This is a genomic window from Mycobacterium paraterrae (assembly GCF_022430545.2).
GTDB lineage: Bacteria > Actinomycetota > Actinomycetes > Mycobacteriales > Mycobacteriaceae > Mycobacterium > Mycobacterium paraterrae.
On record NZ_CP092488.2, the window covers coordinates 184192 to 200457 of the forward strand.

Consider the following 16266-nt stretch of genomic DNA (forward strand, 5'->3'; position numbering starts at 1 on the left):
GAGTAAGTCAGCCGGATGCCGCGATGTGTCGGTGGACCGGCTCGACGCCGGTGATCGCCGGTCCCAGGAACCGCGCCGCGAGGGCGAGAAAGGCGTCCGGATCACCGGTGGCTTCGAACGCGCGCAGCGGAGCAGGGGCGTTGGGACGGTCGGGATGGGGATGCAACAGGTCGCGTTCGGTCAGCACCCGAAGGAGTTCCTTGGCCGTCTCCTCCGCGCTGGAAACCAGCGTCACCGCGTCGCCCATCGCCAGCTGGATCAGGCCGGACAGCAGCGGATAGTGAGTGCAGCCCAGCACGAGAGTGTCGACGCCGGCGCGTTGCAGCGGTTCCAGGTACCCCTCAGCCAGCCCAAGCACCTGGCGACCGCTGGTGATCCCGCGTTCGACGAAATCGACGAACCGCGGGCACGCCACCGCAGTGACCTCGGTGTCGCGCGCGGCGGCGAACGCGTCCTGATAGGCGCCGGAAGCCACCGTGGCCTGGGTTCCGATCACGCCGATGCGGCCGTTGCGGGTGGTGGCGACCGCACGCCGCACCGCGGGCAGGATCACCTCGACGACGGGCACGTCGTAGCGCTCCCGCGCGTCGTGCAGGCAGGCTGATGACGCCGAGTTGCACGCGATGACCAGCGCCTTGACGCCGCGGTGGACGAGGTCGTCGCCGATGGCTAGTGCGTGGGCGCGAATCTCGGGGATGGTGAGCGGCCCGTAGGGGCCGTTGCCGGTGTCCCCGACGTAGACGATGTCCTCGTCAGGCAGTTGGTCGATGATCGCGCGGGCCACCGTCAACCCGCCGACGCCGGAGTCGAACACCCCGATGGGTGCAAGTGCGTTAATCATGTCGACTCGATTATCGCTGCGGGGCTCGACGCCGCCGCTCGCGCTCCTCGCGTTCCGGGTTCGACAGCAAATAGGCGGCGAGCACGCCGGCGATGCCGCCGCAGAGGTGCCCCTGCCACGACACCCCGCCGCACACGTTGAGCACCGGCACGGCACCCCACAGCACCCCGCCGTACAGCACCAGCACCACCAGCCCGATTACGATCTGCCAGCCGGAACGGATGAAGAAGCCGAACACCAAGAGGAAGGTCAGCCAGCCGAAGATCAGGCCCGAGGCGCCGATGTGATCGCTTTCCAGGCCGCACGACGACCCCCAGTTGCCGATCACCCACGTGCCGAGTCCGCCCACAATCCAGATGATCGCCGTCGCCCACAGAAATCGGGACAGCCCCGTCAGTGCGACGAGGAAACCCAGCACCAGCGCGGGCCCGGTATTGGCTGCGAGGTGACCCCAATTCGCATGCAGCAGCGGAGCGAACAGAATGCCCCACAAGCCGTCGGTCTCCAGCGGGCGGATCCCGTTCTCGTCGAGCCGGTGTCCGCTGACTTGATCGAACGCCTCGACGACGTAGAGCAACGCCACGAAGCCGAGGATCGTGATGCCACCGACGACGAATCCGGACCGCTTTTTCTTCGGCTGCCGCGCCCGGCTCGCTGAGGTCATCGGCGCCGCTCCTTCTCATCGCTGCGCTCTGCATCATCGCCGGCGTGGGTCATCGCTGCCTTTCCACCGCAACCCCCGCTGGGTTCACGCTACCGGCGCGCGGCAAAAGCGCCCGGCAACAAACCGCGATAAGTGGGGATGCCGGCGACTGGGTCGGCGGCGATCACGGCGGCCACGACGGCATGGGCCAGACAGTCCGCGGCCGCACTGCCCACTTCGGTCGCCAGCGGTGTCTCCGGTGAGAACGCCGCGGGTACATCGGCGGGTGGTGGCACCTCGATGGCGCCGGTGGCCAGCGCGAACACCGTGTCGCCGTCGACGGGCGTGTGCGCGGGCCGGATACTCCGGGCAAGCCCGTCGTGAGCGGCGTTCGCCACCTGTCGGCACGCTGCGGGACTGAGCGCCGCGTCCGTCGCGACGACGGCGATCGTGGTGTTCAATGCGCTCAGCGGCGACTCGAGCGTGGCCAGCTCGGCAAGTTGCTCGTCGGGCGCGATGGCCAGCCCGAACTCGTCGGCCAGATAGCTCAGCCACGGCAGGCCGGTGGTCTGGTCGACCACGTTGCCCGCGGAGTTGACCACCACCAACGCGCCCACGGTGACCCCAGAGGGCAGGGTCGTCGACGCGGTCCCGACGCCGCCCTTGAGCACGCCCGAGCACGCCCCCACCCCGGCGCCGACCGTGCCGACGGCAACGTCGGCACCGGCCGACTCGCAGGCGTTGTAACCGAAGTCGGCGGTCGGGCGGTTGGTCCACCCGCCGACCTCGAGATCGAAGATCACCGCGGCCGGGACGATCGGCACGACACCGCCTGTCATCGCCACGCCGCGCTCGCGTTCTTCCAACCACCGCATGACGCCGTCGGCGGCCGCCAGCCCGAACGCGCTACCGCCCGCGAGCAATACCGCGTCGACGTAGCGCACGCTGTTGGCCGGGTCTAAGAGGTCGGTTTCCCGGGTACCGGGCGCGCCGCCACGCACGTCGACAGCGCCGACCGTGCCGGGCGGCGTCAGCACAACGGTGACTCCGCTCGCCCAACCGGCACCCATGGTCGCGTCGGAGTCCAACCGGTGGTGCTGACCGACGAGAATGCCTGCGACGTCGGTGATCGCGTTCATCGCGGGCCCATCAACGCCAAGACCAGGTACTCCTGCAGGACGGTGAGCCACTGATAGACGTCGAGATGCGCGGCCAACGGGTGATCGTCGGGCAACCGATCGGGGCCGTCGGGCTTGATGTCGAGCATGGTGCCCAGGGCCAGACGCAGATCGTTGACGGATGCGGTCCATGCGTGGGCGGCGTCTTCGGTCAACTCGAATTTGCCACCACGATCCGGCAGCGTCTCCAAGAGGTGTTGCGCCGCGACTCGCTTCGCATCGATGATGTCCGGCTCGTGAAGGTTGCGCAGGGCCGCATTGAGGCTGGCGGTCGCCTCGGGATCGGCGTCATCGGGCTTGGAGAAATCGGGCAGCAATCGCTGCAGTGTCGCGTTGTCCGGCGGCTCGGAACTACCGGTCTTGATGCCGGTGATCTGCTCTAGTTCGTCCTGCGGCGTCGATGATTCGCGCTCGTCGAGCAGGCCGATCATCGACGTGACCAAATTTCTCAGCAGCGCGGCCTCATGGGCATCCAGCGCGGACCGGTAACGGGCACCCTCAGCGGTGTCGACCCGCTTCCACTTACGCACCCGGTCTCAGTTGTCCTGCTGCATGGTGGCCCAGAGCCCGGCCGCGTGCAGCTTGGTGACGTCGATCTCCATGGATTCACGGCTGCCAGAGGACACCACTGCCTTGCCTTCGTTGTGCACCTGCAGCATCAACTTGGTGGCATGCGGCTCGCTGTAGCCGAACAGCTTCTGGAACACATAAGTCACGTAGTTCATCAGGTTGACCGGATCGTCCCAGACGATGGTCACCCAGGGCGCGGCGGTGGACTCGACGGTGTCTGCCTCCCGCTGCCCGGTGGTTCCGGGTTTGGTCGGGGCTGACGCAACCATGGTCAACAGGATAGCGAGCCGAGCCCGCCCAACCGATACGGTTGCGGGGTGAACGAGCCGGCCTACACCGGGCTGCTGACTGACAAGTACGAGCTGACGATGCTGGCGGCGGCGCTACGCGACGGCAGCGCACATCGCCGGTCGGTCTTCGAGTTGTTCGCTCGCAAGCTGCCCGCTGGCCGCCGCTACGGCGTGGTCGCCGGGACCGGCCGCTTCCTGGAAGCCCTGTCCGATTTCACGTTCGACGACGCGGCCTGCGATTCGCTGGCCGAATTCCTCGAACCGGACGCGCTGGCGTACCTGCGCGACTTCAGGTTCGCCGGTGACATCGACGGCTACGCCGAAGGCGAGCTGTATTTTCCTCACTCGCCGGTGCTTTCGGTCCGCGGCAGCTTCGCCGAATGTGTCGTTCTCGAGACGCTGGCGCTGTCGATCTTCAACCACGACACCGCCATCGCCTCGGCCGCAGCCCGGATGGTCAGCGCCGCCCAGGAGCGGCCGTTGATGGACATGGGCAGCCGGCGCACCCATGAGCGCGCCGCCGTCGCCGCGGCCCGCGCGGCCTATCTCACGGGGTTCGCCGCGACGTCCAACCTGGAAGCCCACCGCCGCTACGGCGTGCCCGCCGAAGGCACCAGCGCGCACGCCTTCACGCTGCTTTACGACGGTGCGCATGGGCCCGACGAGCGCGCCGCGTTCGCCGCTCAGGTCGCCGCGCTGGGCACCGGCACCACGCTGCTGGTGGACACCTATGACGTGACGGCCGGCGTGGCCAACGCCGTCGCGGTGGCCGGCACCGACCTCGGCGCCGTCCGCATCGATTCCGGCGAGTTGGGTGTGCTGGCCCGGCAGGTCCGCGAACAACTGGACCGGCTTGGGGCGGAGCGGACCCGCATCGTGGTCTCCGGTGATCTCGACGAGTTCGCCGTCGCGGCGCTGCGCGCCGAGCCCGTCGACAGCTACGGAATCGGCACCTCGCTGGTCACCGGGTCGGGGGCGCCCACCGCGAACATGGTCTACAAGCTGGTCGAGGTCGACGGGGTCCCGGTCGAGAAGCGCAGCTCGCGCAAGGAGTCGCACGGTGGTCGTAAGGAGGCGATTCGGTTGGCCCGCGCCAGCGGCACGATCACCGAGGAGATCGTGTTTCCGGCGGGCCAGCCGCCGACCACGTCGGGGCCGTCGCGGATGCTGACCGTCCCGCTGGTGCGCGACGGCGACATCGTTGCCAACACCGATCTGGCCGCGGCGCGCAACCTGGTGGCATCGGGCTTGCGAAGCTTGCCGTGGGAAGGTCTGATGTTGTCGCACGGTGACCCGGCGATCCCGACCACGCAGATCCCGGCCCGGCGGCCGCCGACCGACCACCAGGAGTAGCCACGCCCGACGACGCGCCGATGCCGGTGACGCAGCTGCTCGCCACTGCGGTGGCCGCGCTGGGCGGCAAGGAACGAACCGGTCAGCTGGAGATGGCCGAGGCGGTCGCGCACGCCTTCTCCTCCGGCGAGCACCTGGCCGTACAAGCCGGCACTGGTACCGGGAAGTCACTGGCATACCTAGTTCCGGCGATCGACCGTGCGATCACCGACAACACGCCGGTGGTGGTGTCGACCGCGACCATTGCCCTGCAGCGCCAGCTGGTCAACCGCGACCTACCCCAACTTGCCGACGCGCTCGCCGAGACGCTGCCCCGCAGACCCAGCTTCGCGTTGCTCAAGGGCCGCCAGAACTACTTATGTCTGAACAAGATTCACAACGGCTCGGCCGGCGACGCTGCCGAGGAGCCGCAGGAGTTGTTCCGGCCGCAGGCCGCGTCGGCCCTGGGCCGTGAGGTGCTCCGGCTCACCGAGTGGGCGTCCGAGACCGATACCGGCGACCGAGACGACCTGAAACCCGGTGTGGCCGACCGGTCCTGGGGTCAGGTCAGCGTGTCGGCCAGGGAATGCCTCGGGATGGCCCGCTGCCCGTTCGGCACCGACTGCTTCTCGGAGAAAGCGCGCGCCAAAGCCGGCATTGCCGACATCGTCGTCACCAATCACGCGCTGCTGGCCATCGACGCCGTCGCCGATAGCGCCGTGCTCCCCGAGCACCGGCTGCTGGTGGTCGACGAGGCGCACGACCTAGTGGACCGGGTCACCGCGGTGGCCACCGGCGAGCTCACCGCGACATCGCTGGGCATCGCGTCACGACGGATCGCGCAACTGGTCGAACCCGAGATGCTGCAGCGCTGGGAACGCATGTCGGGCGCGTTCATCACGTTCATCCAGAACGCGCCGGCCGGTCGGATGGACCACCTCGACGACGAGTTGGCAATCCAGCTCACCGCGCTACGTGACACGGCCGACGCGGCACGCTCGACCATCGACACCTCGCCGACCGACCCCAAAGCCGCGGCGGCCCGCAACGAAGCAGTGGCCAGTCTTCTCGACATCGCCGACACGGCAACGCGAATCCTGTCGGCCTTCGGGCCCGCAATCGCCGACCGCACCGACGTGGTGTGGCTCGACCACGAGGAGAACCGCGGCTCGACGCGGACCTTCCTGCGGGTCGCGCCGCTGTCGGTGGCCGGGCTACTGCGCACCCGGTTGTTCGCCGACGTGACCGCGGTGCTGACCTCGGCGACGCTGACTGTCGGCGGCTCCTTCGACGCGATGGCCGCCGCGTGGGGATTGGCCGACAGCGAAACACCGTGGCGCGGCATCGATGTCGGCTCACCGTTCCAGCACGCCAAGTCAGGGATCCTCTACGTCGCGGCCCAGCTGCCGCCGCCCGGCCGAGACGGCACCGGAACGGCCGAACAGCTGACCGAGATCGCCGAGCTGATCACCGCGGCGGGCGGGCGAACGCTCGGGCTGTTCTCGTCGATGCGGGCGGCGCGCTCGGCCGCCGAGGCGATGTCCGAGCGACTGTCCACACCGGTGCTGTGTCAGGGCGACGACACCACTACCACGCTGGTGGAGCGGTTCGCCGCCGAACCGGAGACGTCACTGTTCGGCACGCTGTCGCTGTGGCAGGGGGTCGACGTGCCCGGCCCGTCGCTGTCGCTGGTGATCATCGACCGCATTCCGTTTCCTCGGCCCGATGACCCGCTGCTGTCGGCCCGCCAGCGCGCGGTGGCCGCGGCCGGCGGCAACGGCTTCATGGCGGTCGCGGCCAGCCACGCCGCGCTGTTGTTGGCTCAAGGCGCGGGCCGGCTGCTGCGCGGCACCGACGACCGCGGGGTGGTCGCGGTGCTCGACTCCCGGATGGCCACCGCCCGCTACGGCGGTTACCTGCGGGCGTCGCTGCCGCCGTTTTGGGCCACCACCGACGCGGCGGCCGTGCGAGCGGCGTTGCAGCGGTTGACCAAGGCCAGCTAGGCCGGATTACCACCTCCTCAGCGGGCCGTCCCGGCCCGCATCGTCGGCGCTCTAGGCCAGCGTGACCAGCCCCAGCTCCGCGGCCGAGGCCAGCATCGGGTGGTGCGGCAACACCCGGACGGTGTAGCCGACCGAGCCAGCGACCGGCAGCGGGGTCGTCGTCGCGAAGACGTGGTCCCCGCCGGAAGCCGTTCCGGTGTAGGGCATTTCCACCGTCACGGGATCTACCAGCACGTCGCCGACCTCCACCCGGCCGACCACCGCCTGAACGGTGACGTCTTCCGGCCGTAGGTCACCCAGTTGGACGGTCGCGGTCAGGGTGAGCTTCGACCCGAGAATCGGGGTGTCCGGCAGACCGGTGCTGTCGACGTCGGTGATCCGGATATTGGGCCACGCGTCGAAGGCGCGTCGCCGGTAGGCGGCCAGCTCGCGGGCCGGGTCGAATGCAACCTGCCCGTCGCCGTCAACCGAAACCGTTTTACGCAGCGACTCCGCCGCCGGCAGATAGTAGCCCTCGGTGTAATCGCGAACCATTCTCGATGCCAGCACTTTTGGCCCCAGCGTCTGCAGCGTATGGCGAACCATCTCGATCCACCGGCGCGGCACGCCGTGCTCGTCGCGCTCGTAGAACTTCGGCGCGACGGACTTCTCGAGCAGGTCGTACAGGGCGGCCGCCTCGAGGTCGTCGCGGCGGTCCTCGTTGGCGACACCAGATGCCGACGGAATGGCCCAACCGTTTTCACCGTCGTACCACTCGTCCCACCACCCGTCGAGGATCGACAGGTTGAGCCCACCGTTGAGGGCACTCTTCATCCCCGACGTGCCGCATGCCTCCAGCGGTCGCAGCGGGTTGTTCAACCAGACGTCGCAGCCCCAGTACAGCAGGCGGGCCATCGACATGTCGTAGTCGGGCAGGAACGCGATTCGGTGCCGCACGTCGTGCCGGTCGGCGAATTGGACCACCTGCTGGATCAAAGCCTTGCCACCGTCGTCGGCGGGGTGTGACTTGCCGGCGACGATCAATTGGACGGGCCGGTCCTCGTTGAGCAGCAACCGTCGCAGCCGCTCCGGATCGCGCAGCATCAGCGTCAGCCGCTTGTAGGTCGGCACGCGGCGGGCGAACCCGATGGTCAGCACCTCAGGGTCGAATGCGCTTGCGATCCAACCCAACTCGGCTTCCGGCGCGCCGCGAACCAGCCACGACCGATGCAGCCGCGCGCGGACATCTTCGACGAGCAGCGCGCGCAGTTGCGACCGGATCCACCAAAGGTGGCCGCCGTCAACTTCATTCACCCGCAGCCAGACACCGGGGTCGCTGAACGAATCCGACCCGGCCAACTCCTGGCCCAGTTGCAGCCATTGCGGAGCCGCCCAGGTACGTGCGTGTACGCCATTGGTGATCGACCCGATCGGCACCTCGTCGGCATCGAAGCCGGACCACAGTTCGTTGAACATCTCCCGGCTGACCTCGCCGTGCAGCAGCGAAACACCGTTGGCGCGCTGGGCAAGTCGCAGACCCATGTGGGCCATGTTGAACTTGCCCGGGTCGTCTTCGGCGCCCAGCGCGAGGATCCTGCCGACCGGTACCCCCGGCAGCAGCACCGACCCGGCCGCGACGCCTGCGGCGTCGCTCGGGCTGCCGGCGAAATATCGCTGCACCATGTCGACCGGGAATCGGTCGATTCCAGCGGGCACCGGGGTGTGGGTGGTGAACACGGTGCTGGAGCGCACCACAGTCAGCGCGGTGTCGAAATCCAGTCCGGCGTCGACAAGTTCGCGGATCCGCTCGGCGCCGAGGAAGCCGGCGTGGCCCTCGTTCATGTGGAAGACTTCGGGCGCGGGCAATCCTTCGATCGCGGTGAACGCGCGGATGGCCCGAACTCCGCCGATGCCGGCCAGGATCTCCTGCTGCATGCGATGCTCTTGATCGCCGCCGTAGAGACGGTCGGTGACCCCGCGCATGTCGTGTTCGTTTTCGGGGATGTCGGAGTCCAGCAGCAGCAGCGGGACGCGTCCGACTTGGGCGACCCAGATCCGCGCTCGCAGCGAGCCGGACTCCGGGAGCGCCAGTTCGACCAGCGCCGGCGCGCCCGAGTCGTCGGTGAGCAGCCGCAACGGCAGTCCGGCCGGATCGAGCGAGGGGTATTCCTCGTGCTGCCAGCCATCGGCGGTCAGCGACTGCCGGAAATAGCCGGAGCGGTAGTACAGGCCGACCGCGATCAGCGGCAGTCCGAGATCCGATGCCGCCTTCAGATGGTCGCCGGCCAGGATGCCCAGGCCGCCGGAGTAGTTAGGCAGGACTTCGGCGACCCCGAATTCCATCGAGAAATACGCGATGCCGTTGGGCATCGGAACACCGTGGCTCTGTTGCTGCTGATACCAGAGCGGACGGCCGAGATAGTCGTCGAGTTCGGCAGCCAACTGGTCGAGCCTGTCCAGGAAGCCGCTGTCGAGTGCCAGTTCGTCGAGCCGAGCCGAGCTGACGGCGCCCAGCAGCGCGACGGGATCTCGACCGCACTGCGTCCACAGCGCCGGGTCGATCGTCTCGAACAGGCTTTGTGTGGGCATGTCCCACGACCATCGCAGGTTGATCGACAGCTGTTCCAACGCCGCCAGGCGCTCTGGAAGGTGGGCTCGGACCGTGAAACGACGAAGGGCTTTCACGCATCACTACCTTAGTGACGCCGATGCCGGTTTCGTCTACCGAACGCGACGCTCGACCCGACCTCAGGTGTGGTCCGACACTACGGTGGGTATGGGGCGCAGAGTGCCTGCCAAAACATCTTGGGCCGAAGACGCGCAGGTCGCGATTCGCACACGCCCAGGACGAGAACCGACTAGTTCAGAAGGAGTGGCGGTGCCCGGTCGTGTCGAGATCGATGACGTCGCACCCGTCGTGTCATGCGGCGCCTATCCGGCTAAAGCCGTGGTGGACGAGGTGATTCCGGTGCGCGCGGCGGTGTGGCGGGAAGGTCATGACGCCGTGGCGGCCACGCTGGTGGTGCGTTACCTCGGTCCGCGTTACCCGCAGGTCGGCGAGACGCGCCGATTGAAGGCGACGCCCGCTCCGGCGGTCGCAGAAGCCGAAGCAGAGCCCGCGATCCGGGTCAAGCCGCTGCACCTGCCGATGAGCCCCGACGGCCTCGAGCCGTACATCTTTCACGGCGCGTTCACACCCGACCGGGTGGGCCTGTGGACTTACCGGGTCGACGGCTGGGGTGACCCGATCCACACCTGGCGGCACGGCGTGGAGGCCAAACTGGACGCCGGCCAGGGCGAAAGCGAGATGTCCAACGACCTGCTGGTAGGTGCGCAACTGATGGAACGCGCCGCCGCCGGAGTCCCCCGCGCCCAGCGCGAACCGCTGATCAAAGCGGCCGAAGCCCTGCGCACTCCCGGCGACCCTGTGACCCGGGCCGCGCTCGCGCTCAGCGACGAGATCGAACAGCTGCTCGCCGAATTTCCGCTGCGCGAACTGGTTACCCGCGGCGAGCAGTACGGCGTCTGGGTGGACCGTCCCCTGGCCCGCTTCGGGTCCTGGTATGAGATGTTCCCGCGCTCCACCGGCGGATGGGACGCTGATGGCAACCCGGTGCACGGCACTTTCGAAACCGCCGCCGCAGCCCTGCCCCGGATCGCGCAGATGGGTTTCGACGTCGTCTACCTGCCACCGATTCACCCGATCGGCAAGGTGCACCGTAAGGGCCGCAACAACACCGCGACGGCCGCGCCCGGCGACGTCGGGTCACCGTGGGCGATCGGCAGCGACGAGGGTGGTCACGACGCTGTGCATCCGCGGCTTGGCACGATCGCCGACTTCGATCGATTCGTGGCCGCGGCGCAGGACCTCGGCATGGAGGTGGCACTGGACCTAGCGCTGCAGTGCGCGCCGGATCATCCGTGGGCCAAAGACCACCGCGAATGGTTCACCGAGCTGCCCGACGGCACCATCGCCTACGCCGAGAATCCGCCGAAGAAATACCAAGACATCTATCCCATCAACTTCGACAACGACCCCGCCGGTATCTACGACGAGGTGCTGCGTGTGGTGCGGTTTTGGATGGATCACGGCGTCAAGGTGTTTCGCGTCGACAACCCACACACCAAGCCACCCAACTTCTGGGCGTGGCTGATCGCTCAGGCCAAGGCGGCCGACCCGGACGTGCTGTTCCTGGCCGAGGCGTTCACTCCCCCGGCCCGCCAATTCGGTTTGGCGAAGCTGGGTTTCACCCAGTCCTACACCTACTTCACCTGGCGTACTTCGAAGTGGGAGCTGACTGAATTCGCCCAGCAGATACCGGCCATCGCCGACTTCCGCCGGCCCAACCTGTTCGTCAACACCCCAGACATCCTGCACGCAAGCCTGCAACACAACGGGCCAGGGATGTTCGCGATCCGAGCGGTGCTCGCGTCGACGATGAGTCCCACCTGGGGGGTCTACTCCGGATACGAGCTGTTCGAGGGGCGCGCCGTCGCCGAAGGCAGCGAGGAGTATCTCGACTCCGAGAAATACGAGCTACGGCCCCGCGATTTCGAGGGCGCGCTGGCGGCCGGGCGGTCGCTTGAGCCGTTCATCGCACGGCTGAACAACATTCGCCGGCTTCATCCGGCGCTTCATCAACTGCGCAATATCACATTCCATGCCATCGACAACGATGCGCTGCTGGCCTACAGCAAGTTCGATCCTCTCACCGGGGACTGCGTGCTGGTGGTCGTGACGCTCAACGCGTTTGGTCCCGAGGAAGCCACGCTCTGGTTGGACATGGACGCGCTGGGCATGGAGCACCACGAGCGGTTCTGGGTGCGTGACGAGATCACCGGCGAGGAATACCAATGGGGGGCAGCGAATTACATCCGCATCGACCCCGGTCACGCCGTCGCTCACGTCATCAACATGCCGCTCATACCGTCCGAATCACGATTCAAACTGTTGAGCCGGAGGTGACGCTTTGAAGTCCAGCAACCAACTCTCGAAGGCCCGATTGGCGCCTGAGCCAAGTGACCTGGCCCGGCTGGTCGCCGGCGAGCACCATAACCCGCATGGCATCCTGGGCGCCCACGAATACGGCGACCACACCGTCATTCGCGCCTTCCGCCCGCACGCCGCCGAGGTGGTCGCTCTGGTCGGCGACGATCGAGTCCCGTTGCAACACATCGACTCCGGCCTGTTCGCGGTTGCGCTGCCATTCGTCAACCTGATCGACTACCGGCTGGAGGTGCGCTACGACGGCGGTGAGCCGAACGTCGTTGCCGATGCCTACCGCTTTCTGCCGACGCTGGGCGAGGTCGACCTGCATTTGTTCAACGAGGGTCGCCACGAACGACTCTGGGAAGTGCTTGGCGCCCATCCCCGTTCGTTCAAGACCGCGGACGGCGTCGTCGACGGGGTGTCGTTCGCGGTGTGGGCTCCCAACGCCAAGGGCGTAAGCCTGATCGCTGACTTCAACGCGTGGAACGGCAACGAGGCGCCGATGCGGATGCTCGGGTCCTCGGGCGTGTGGGAATTGTTCTGGCCCGGCTTTCCCCACGACGGGTTGTACAAGTTCCGCGTGCACGGTACCGACGGCTCGGTCACCGACCGCGCCGACCCGATGGCGTTCGCGACCGAAGTGCCGCCGCACACCGCCTCACGGGTGAACGTCAGCAACCACCGCTGGGCCGACGAGGAGTGGATGACGGCCCGCGCCAAGCGCAACGCCGTGTTCGAGCCGATGAGCACCTACGAGGTCCATCTGGGCTCATGGCGGCCAGGACTGTCCTATCGCGACCTCGCCCGCGAACTCACCGAATACGTTGTGGCGCAGGGATTCACCCACGTCGAACTGTTACCGGTGGCCGAGCATCCGTTCGGTGGCTCCTGGGGGTACCAAGTCACCTCGTACTACGCGCCCTCGTCCCGGTTCGGCTCGCCCGACGAGTTTCGCGAACTGGTCGACGCGCTGCACCAGGCCGGCATCGGCGTGATCGTGGACTGGGTGCCCGCGCACTTCCCTAAGGACGCGTGGGCGTTGGGTCGATTCGACGGCACACCGCTCTACGAGCACTCCGACCCGCGCCGCGGTGAGCAACTCGACTGGGGCACCTACGTCTTCGATTTCGGTCGTGCCGAGGTGCGCAACTTCCTGGTCGCCAACGCGCTGTACTGGCTCGAGCAGTATCACGTCGACGGGTTGCGGGTGGACGCCGTCGCATCGATGCTCTACCTGGACTACTCGCGACCCGAAGGCGGTTGGACACCCAACATCTACGGCGGCCGGGAAAACCTCGAAGCCGTGCAGTTCCTGCAGGAGATGAACGCCACTGCCCACAAGGCGGCGCCCGGCATCGTCACGATTGCCGAGGAATCGACGTCGTGGCCCGGCGTGACCCGGCCGACAAGCGTTGGTGGCCTTGGCTTTTCGATGAAGTGGAACATGGGCTGGATGCACGACACGCTCGACTACTTCGGTCGTGACCCGATCTACCGGACCTATCACCACCACGCGATCACGTTCTCGATGATCTATGCCTATAGCGAGAACTTCGTGCTGCCGATCAGCCACGACGAGGTGGTGCACGGTAAGGGCACGCTGTGGGGACGGATGCCGGGCGACGACCACACGAAGGCGGCCGGACTGCGCAGTCTGCTGGCCTACCAGTGGGCCCACCCCGGCAAGCAATTGCTGTTCATGGGACAGGAATTCGGTCAGCGCGCGGAGTGGTCCGAGGAGCGCGGCCTGGATTGGTTCCAGCTCGACGAGCACAGCTTCTCCGAGGGGATCGCCCGGCTGGTGCGCGATCTCAACGAGATCTACCGCCAATCGTCGGCACTGTGGAGCCAGGACATCAAGCCCGAGGGCTATTCCTGGATCGACGCCAACGATGCCGCCAACAACGTGTTGAGTTTCCTGCGGTACGGCAGCGACGGGTCGGTGATGGCGTGCGTGTTCAATTTCGCCGGCGCCGAGCACAGCAATTACCGCCTCGGGCTGCCGAGCGCCGGCCGGTGGCGCGAGGTTCTCAACACCGATGCCACCGTCTACAACGGCACCGGGATCGGCAACCTGGGCGGCGTCGATGCGACCGAGGAGCCGTGGCACGGACGCCCGGCCTCGGCGGTGTTGGCGTTGCCGCCGATGTCGGCGTTGTGGCTGGCGCCGGAGTAGCCGTTCAGTACAGGGCGTTGGCGAGGTTGCGCCGCCCGGCGATGACGTCCGGGTCGGCCGGATCGAACAGCTCGAACAGCTCGATCAGCCGGGTCCGGACTGAGGTCCGCTGGTCGCCGGACGTCCGCCGCACCAGCGCGACCAGCCGGTCGAAGGCGCCGCTGGCGTCCTGGCGGAGGAGCTGTACGTCGGCTGCGGCGAAGGCTGCCTCGATGTCGTCGGGATTGGCGTCGGCAGCGGCGATCGCCTCCGGCCCGTGCGCGGTCGCGCGCATCAGGAATCCGATCTGACGCACTGCCCCTTTGGCCTCGGCGTGGTTGGGATCCTCGTCGAGAATCGCCTGGTAGGAGTCGAGCGCTGCGCCGAGGTCGTTGTCCTCGAGCTGTTGGCGGGCCTGGGCCAGCGCGGGATCCACTTCGTCGGCCTCGTCGTCGGAATCGGGTGCGCCGCTGAGCTTGCCGGCGGTCGCCGACAACAGCGAGTCGATCCAGCGGCGTAGCTGTTCCGGCGGCTGGGCGCCCTGGAAGCTGGACAGCGGCTGCCCGGCCGCCAATGCCACCACGGTCGGAACCACTTCGACGCCGAAGATCTGCGCCACCCGCGGCGACACGTCGACGTTGACGCTGGCCAGCGCCCACTTGCCGTTATCCGCGGCGGCCAGCCCCGACAGAATGTCGGCCAGTTGCAGGCAGACCTCGCTGCGCGGCGACCACAGCAGCACGACCACCGGCACCTGGTTGGAGCGCAGCAGTATTTCGCGTTCGAAGTTGGTCTCGTTGACCTCGATGCCGGCCGACGTCGGGGCCGACCCCTCTCCGCGGCTGTCGCCGCTCGTGGGAGGAGGTTGCTTGAGGGCGGAGAGATCGACCGCGCCGGACAACGCGGGCCCGATCGGGGGGCGTGGACGGCTCACATGATCAAGTCTGGCACGGCGACGACAACCGCGTTCCACCCGGTTCGGGCACCCGTATGAGCAACATCACATCAGGCGTGTAGATGTCCGCCGAGCGGGCGTCACAGCAAACTTCTGGACGCCTGTCCAGCCACATGGGCCACAAACGGTACTGGCCGGTAACTACCCGGCGCGGAAGATCAAAGCGTCACCCTGACCGCCCGCACCACACAGCGCAGCAACGCCATAGCCGGAGCCGCGGCGGGCCAGTTCGAGCGCCACGTGCAGCGCAATCCGGGCGCCGGACATGCCGATCGGGTGGCCGATCGCGATGGCGCCGCCGTTGACGTTGACGATCTCGGGGTCCACTCCCAGCTCCTGCATCGACGCCAGCGCCACGGCGGAGAACGCTTCGTTGATCTCGATGACGTCGAGCTGCTCGACGGTGATGCCTTCGCGCGCGATCGCCTTCTTGATGGCGTTCGCCGGTTGTGACTGCAGAGTCGAGTCCGGGCCGGCCACGACGCCGTGGGCGCCGATCTCGACCAGCCAGGTCAGACCCAATTCGATGGCTTTGTCCTTGTTCATCACCACGACCGCGGCAGCACCATCGGAGATCTGGGAGGCCGACCCGGCGGTGATGGTGCCGTCCTTGCGGAATGCGGGCTTGAGCCCGGCCAACGACTCGGCGGTGGTGTTCGCACGAATGCCCTCGTCCTCGGTGAACTGCAGTGGATCACCCTTGCGCTGCGGGATGCTCACCGGCACCACTTCGTCGGTGAAGACGCCGTCTTTCCAGGCCGCGGCGGCCTTCTGGTGCGACCGGGCCGCGAACTCGTCCTGCTGGGCGCGGGTGAACTTGTCGACGTCGTTGCGCTGCTCGGTGAGCGCACCCATCGGCTGGTCGGTGAATACGTCGTGCAGGCCGTCGTAGGCCATGTGGTCGCGCACCGTGACGTCGCCGTACTTGTAGCCCGAGCGGCTGTCGATCAGAAGGTGCGGGGCCTTGGTCATCGACTCCTGTCCGCCGGCAACCACCACGTCGAACTCGCCGGCACGAATGAGCTGGTCAGCCAGGGCAATGGCGTCGATTCCGGACAGGCACATCTTGTTGATCGTCAAGGCCGGCACGTCCCAGCCGATACCGGCACCGACGGCCGACTGCCGCGCCGGCATCTGCCCGGCGCCCGCGGTGAGCACCTGGCCCATGATCACGTACTCGACCAGCGACGCGGGCACATTGGCCTTCTCCAGCGCCGCTTTGATCGCGATGGCACCCAGATCGCTCGCGCTGAAGTCCTTCAGCGAGCCCATCAGTTTGCCGACCGGCGTCCGTGCTCCAGCAACGATCACCGATGTCGTCATGACTACC

The 16266-nt window shown here is 67.5% G+C and carries 12 protein-coding genes; 4 read left to right on the top strand and 8 right to left on the bottom strand.

The annotated features are described in order from the left end of the window. Positions 1-7: 7 nt before the first annotated feature. The 5 genes from murI to clpS form a co-directional block, all read right to left on the bottom strand. Positions 8-841 carry a glutamate racemase gene (murI, locus tag MKK62_RS00810; RefSeq protein ID WP_240262854.1) on the bottom strand — a complete coding sequence of 278 codons (834 nt, stop codon included), beginning with the start codon at positions 839-841 and terminating at the stop codon, positions 8-10. A gap of 10 nt (positions 842-851) precedes the next feature. Next, complete coding sequence (locus MKK62_RS00815) at positions 852-1505, bottom strand: rhomboid family intramembrane serine protease (RefSeq protein WP_240262853.1); 654 nt, start codon at positions 1503-1505, stop codon at positions 852-854. Between the two features lie 89 nt (positions 1506-1594). Next, positions 1595-2623: a P1 family peptidase gene (locus tag MKK62_RS00820; RefSeq protein ID WP_240262852.1), complete on the bottom strand. Its 1029-nt coding sequence runs from the start codon at positions 2621-2623 to the stop codon at positions 1595-1597. Beyond that, positions 2620-3192, bottom strand: coding sequence for an oxidative stress transcriptional regulator AosR (gene aosR, locus MKK62_RS00825; RefSeq protein WP_240262851.1), 573 nt, complete (start codon positions 3190-3192; stop codon positions 2620-2622). Before aosR ends, MKK62_RS00820 begins: the two co-directional genes overlap by 4 nt. A gap of 6 nt (positions 3193-3198) precedes the next feature. Next, a complete protein-coding gene (clpS, locus tag MKK62_RS00830; RefSeq protein ID WP_240262850.1) occupies positions 3199-3501 on the bottom strand; it encodes an ATP-dependent Clp protease adapter ClpS in 303 nt (100 codons plus the stop codon). A gap of 99 nt (positions 3502-3600) precedes the next feature. Between clpS and MKK62_RS00835 the strand changes: the two genes are divergently transcribed. Then, positions 3601-4875, top strand: coding sequence for a nicotinate phosphoribosyltransferase (locus MKK62_RS00835; protein WP_240263887.1), 1275 nt, complete (start codon positions 3601-3603; stop codon positions 4873-4875). 20 nt (positions 4876-4895) lie between these two features. Continuing rightward, positions 4896-6857, top strand: coding sequence for an ATP-dependent DNA helicase (locus MKK62_RS00840; RefSeq protein ID WP_240262849.1), 1962 nt, complete (start codon positions 4896-4898; stop codon positions 6855-6857). A 51-nt stretch (positions 6858-6908) separates the two neighbouring features. Here MKK62_RS00840 and MKK62_RS00845 read toward each other — a convergent pair whose 3' ends face one another. Then, a complete protein-coding gene (locus MKK62_RS00845; protein ID WP_240262848.1) occupies positions 6909-9521 on the bottom strand; it encodes a glycosyltransferase family 1 protein in 2613 nt (870 codons plus the stop codon). Positions 9522-9708: 187 nt separating this feature from the next. Here MKK62_RS00845 and MKK62_RS00850 point away from each other — a divergent pair, with 187 nt between their 5' ends. Both MKK62_RS00850 and glgB read left to right on the top strand, forming a co-directional pair. Further along, on the top strand, positions 9709-11802 hold the full coding sequence (locus MKK62_RS00850; protein ID WP_286670880.1) for an alpha-1,4-glucan--maltose-1-phosphate maltosyltransferase: 2094 nt from the start codon (positions 9709-9711) through the stop codon (positions 11800-11802). Positions 11803-11806: 4 nt separating this feature from the next. After that, positions 11807-14002 carry a 1,4-alpha-glucan branching protein GlgB gene (glgB, locus tag MKK62_RS00855; protein ID WP_240262846.1) on the top strand — a complete coding sequence of 732 codons (2196 nt, stop codon included), beginning with the start codon at positions 11807-11809 and terminating at the stop codon, positions 14000-14002. A 4-nt stretch (positions 14003-14006) separates the two neighbouring features. Here the strand turns inward: glgB and MKK62_RS00860 are convergent, their stop codons facing one another. Beyond that, on the bottom strand, positions 14007-14915 hold the full coding sequence (locus MKK62_RS00860; RefSeq protein WP_240262845.1) for a thioredoxin family protein: 909 nt from the start codon (positions 14913-14915) through the stop codon (positions 14007-14009). Positions 14916-15077: 162 nt separating this feature from the next. Further along, a complete protein-coding gene (locus tag MKK62_RS00865; protein ID WP_240262844.1) occupies positions 15078-16259 on the bottom strand; it encodes an acetyl-CoA C-acetyltransferase in 1182 nt (393 codons plus the stop codon). Positions 16260-16266: the final 7 nt, after the last annotated feature.

Excerpts from the sequence above, each read along its gene's own strand:
- murI (WP_240262854.1), bottom strand. The coding sequence starts at position 841 with ATGATTAACGCACTTGCACCCATCGGGGTGTTCGACTCCGGCGTCGGC.
- MKK62_RS00815 (WP_240262853.1), bottom strand. The coding sequence starts at position 1,505 with ATGACCTCAGCGAGCCGGGCGCGGCAGCCGAAGAAAAAGCGGTCCGGA.
- MKK62_RS00820 (WP_240262852.1), bottom strand. The coding sequence starts at position 2,623 with ATGAACGCGATCACCGACGTCGCAGGCATTCTCGTCGGTCAGCACCAC.
- clpS (WP_240262850.1), bottom strand. The coding sequence starts at position 3,501 with ATGGTTGCGTCAGCCCCGACCAAACCCGGAACCACCGGGCAGCGGGAG.
- MKK62_RS00835 (WP_240263887.1), top strand. The coding sequence starts at position 3,601 with ATGCTGGCGGCGGCGCTACGCGACGGCAGCGCACATCGCCGGTCGGTC.
- MKK62_RS00840 (WP_240262849.1), top strand. The coding sequence starts at position 4,896 with ATGCCGGTGACGCAGCTGCTCGCCACTGCGGTGGCCGCGCTGGGCGGC.
- MKK62_RS00865 (WP_240262844.1), bottom strand. The coding sequence starts at position 16,259 with ATGACGACATCGGTGATCGTTGCTGGAGCACGGACGCCGGTCGGCAAA.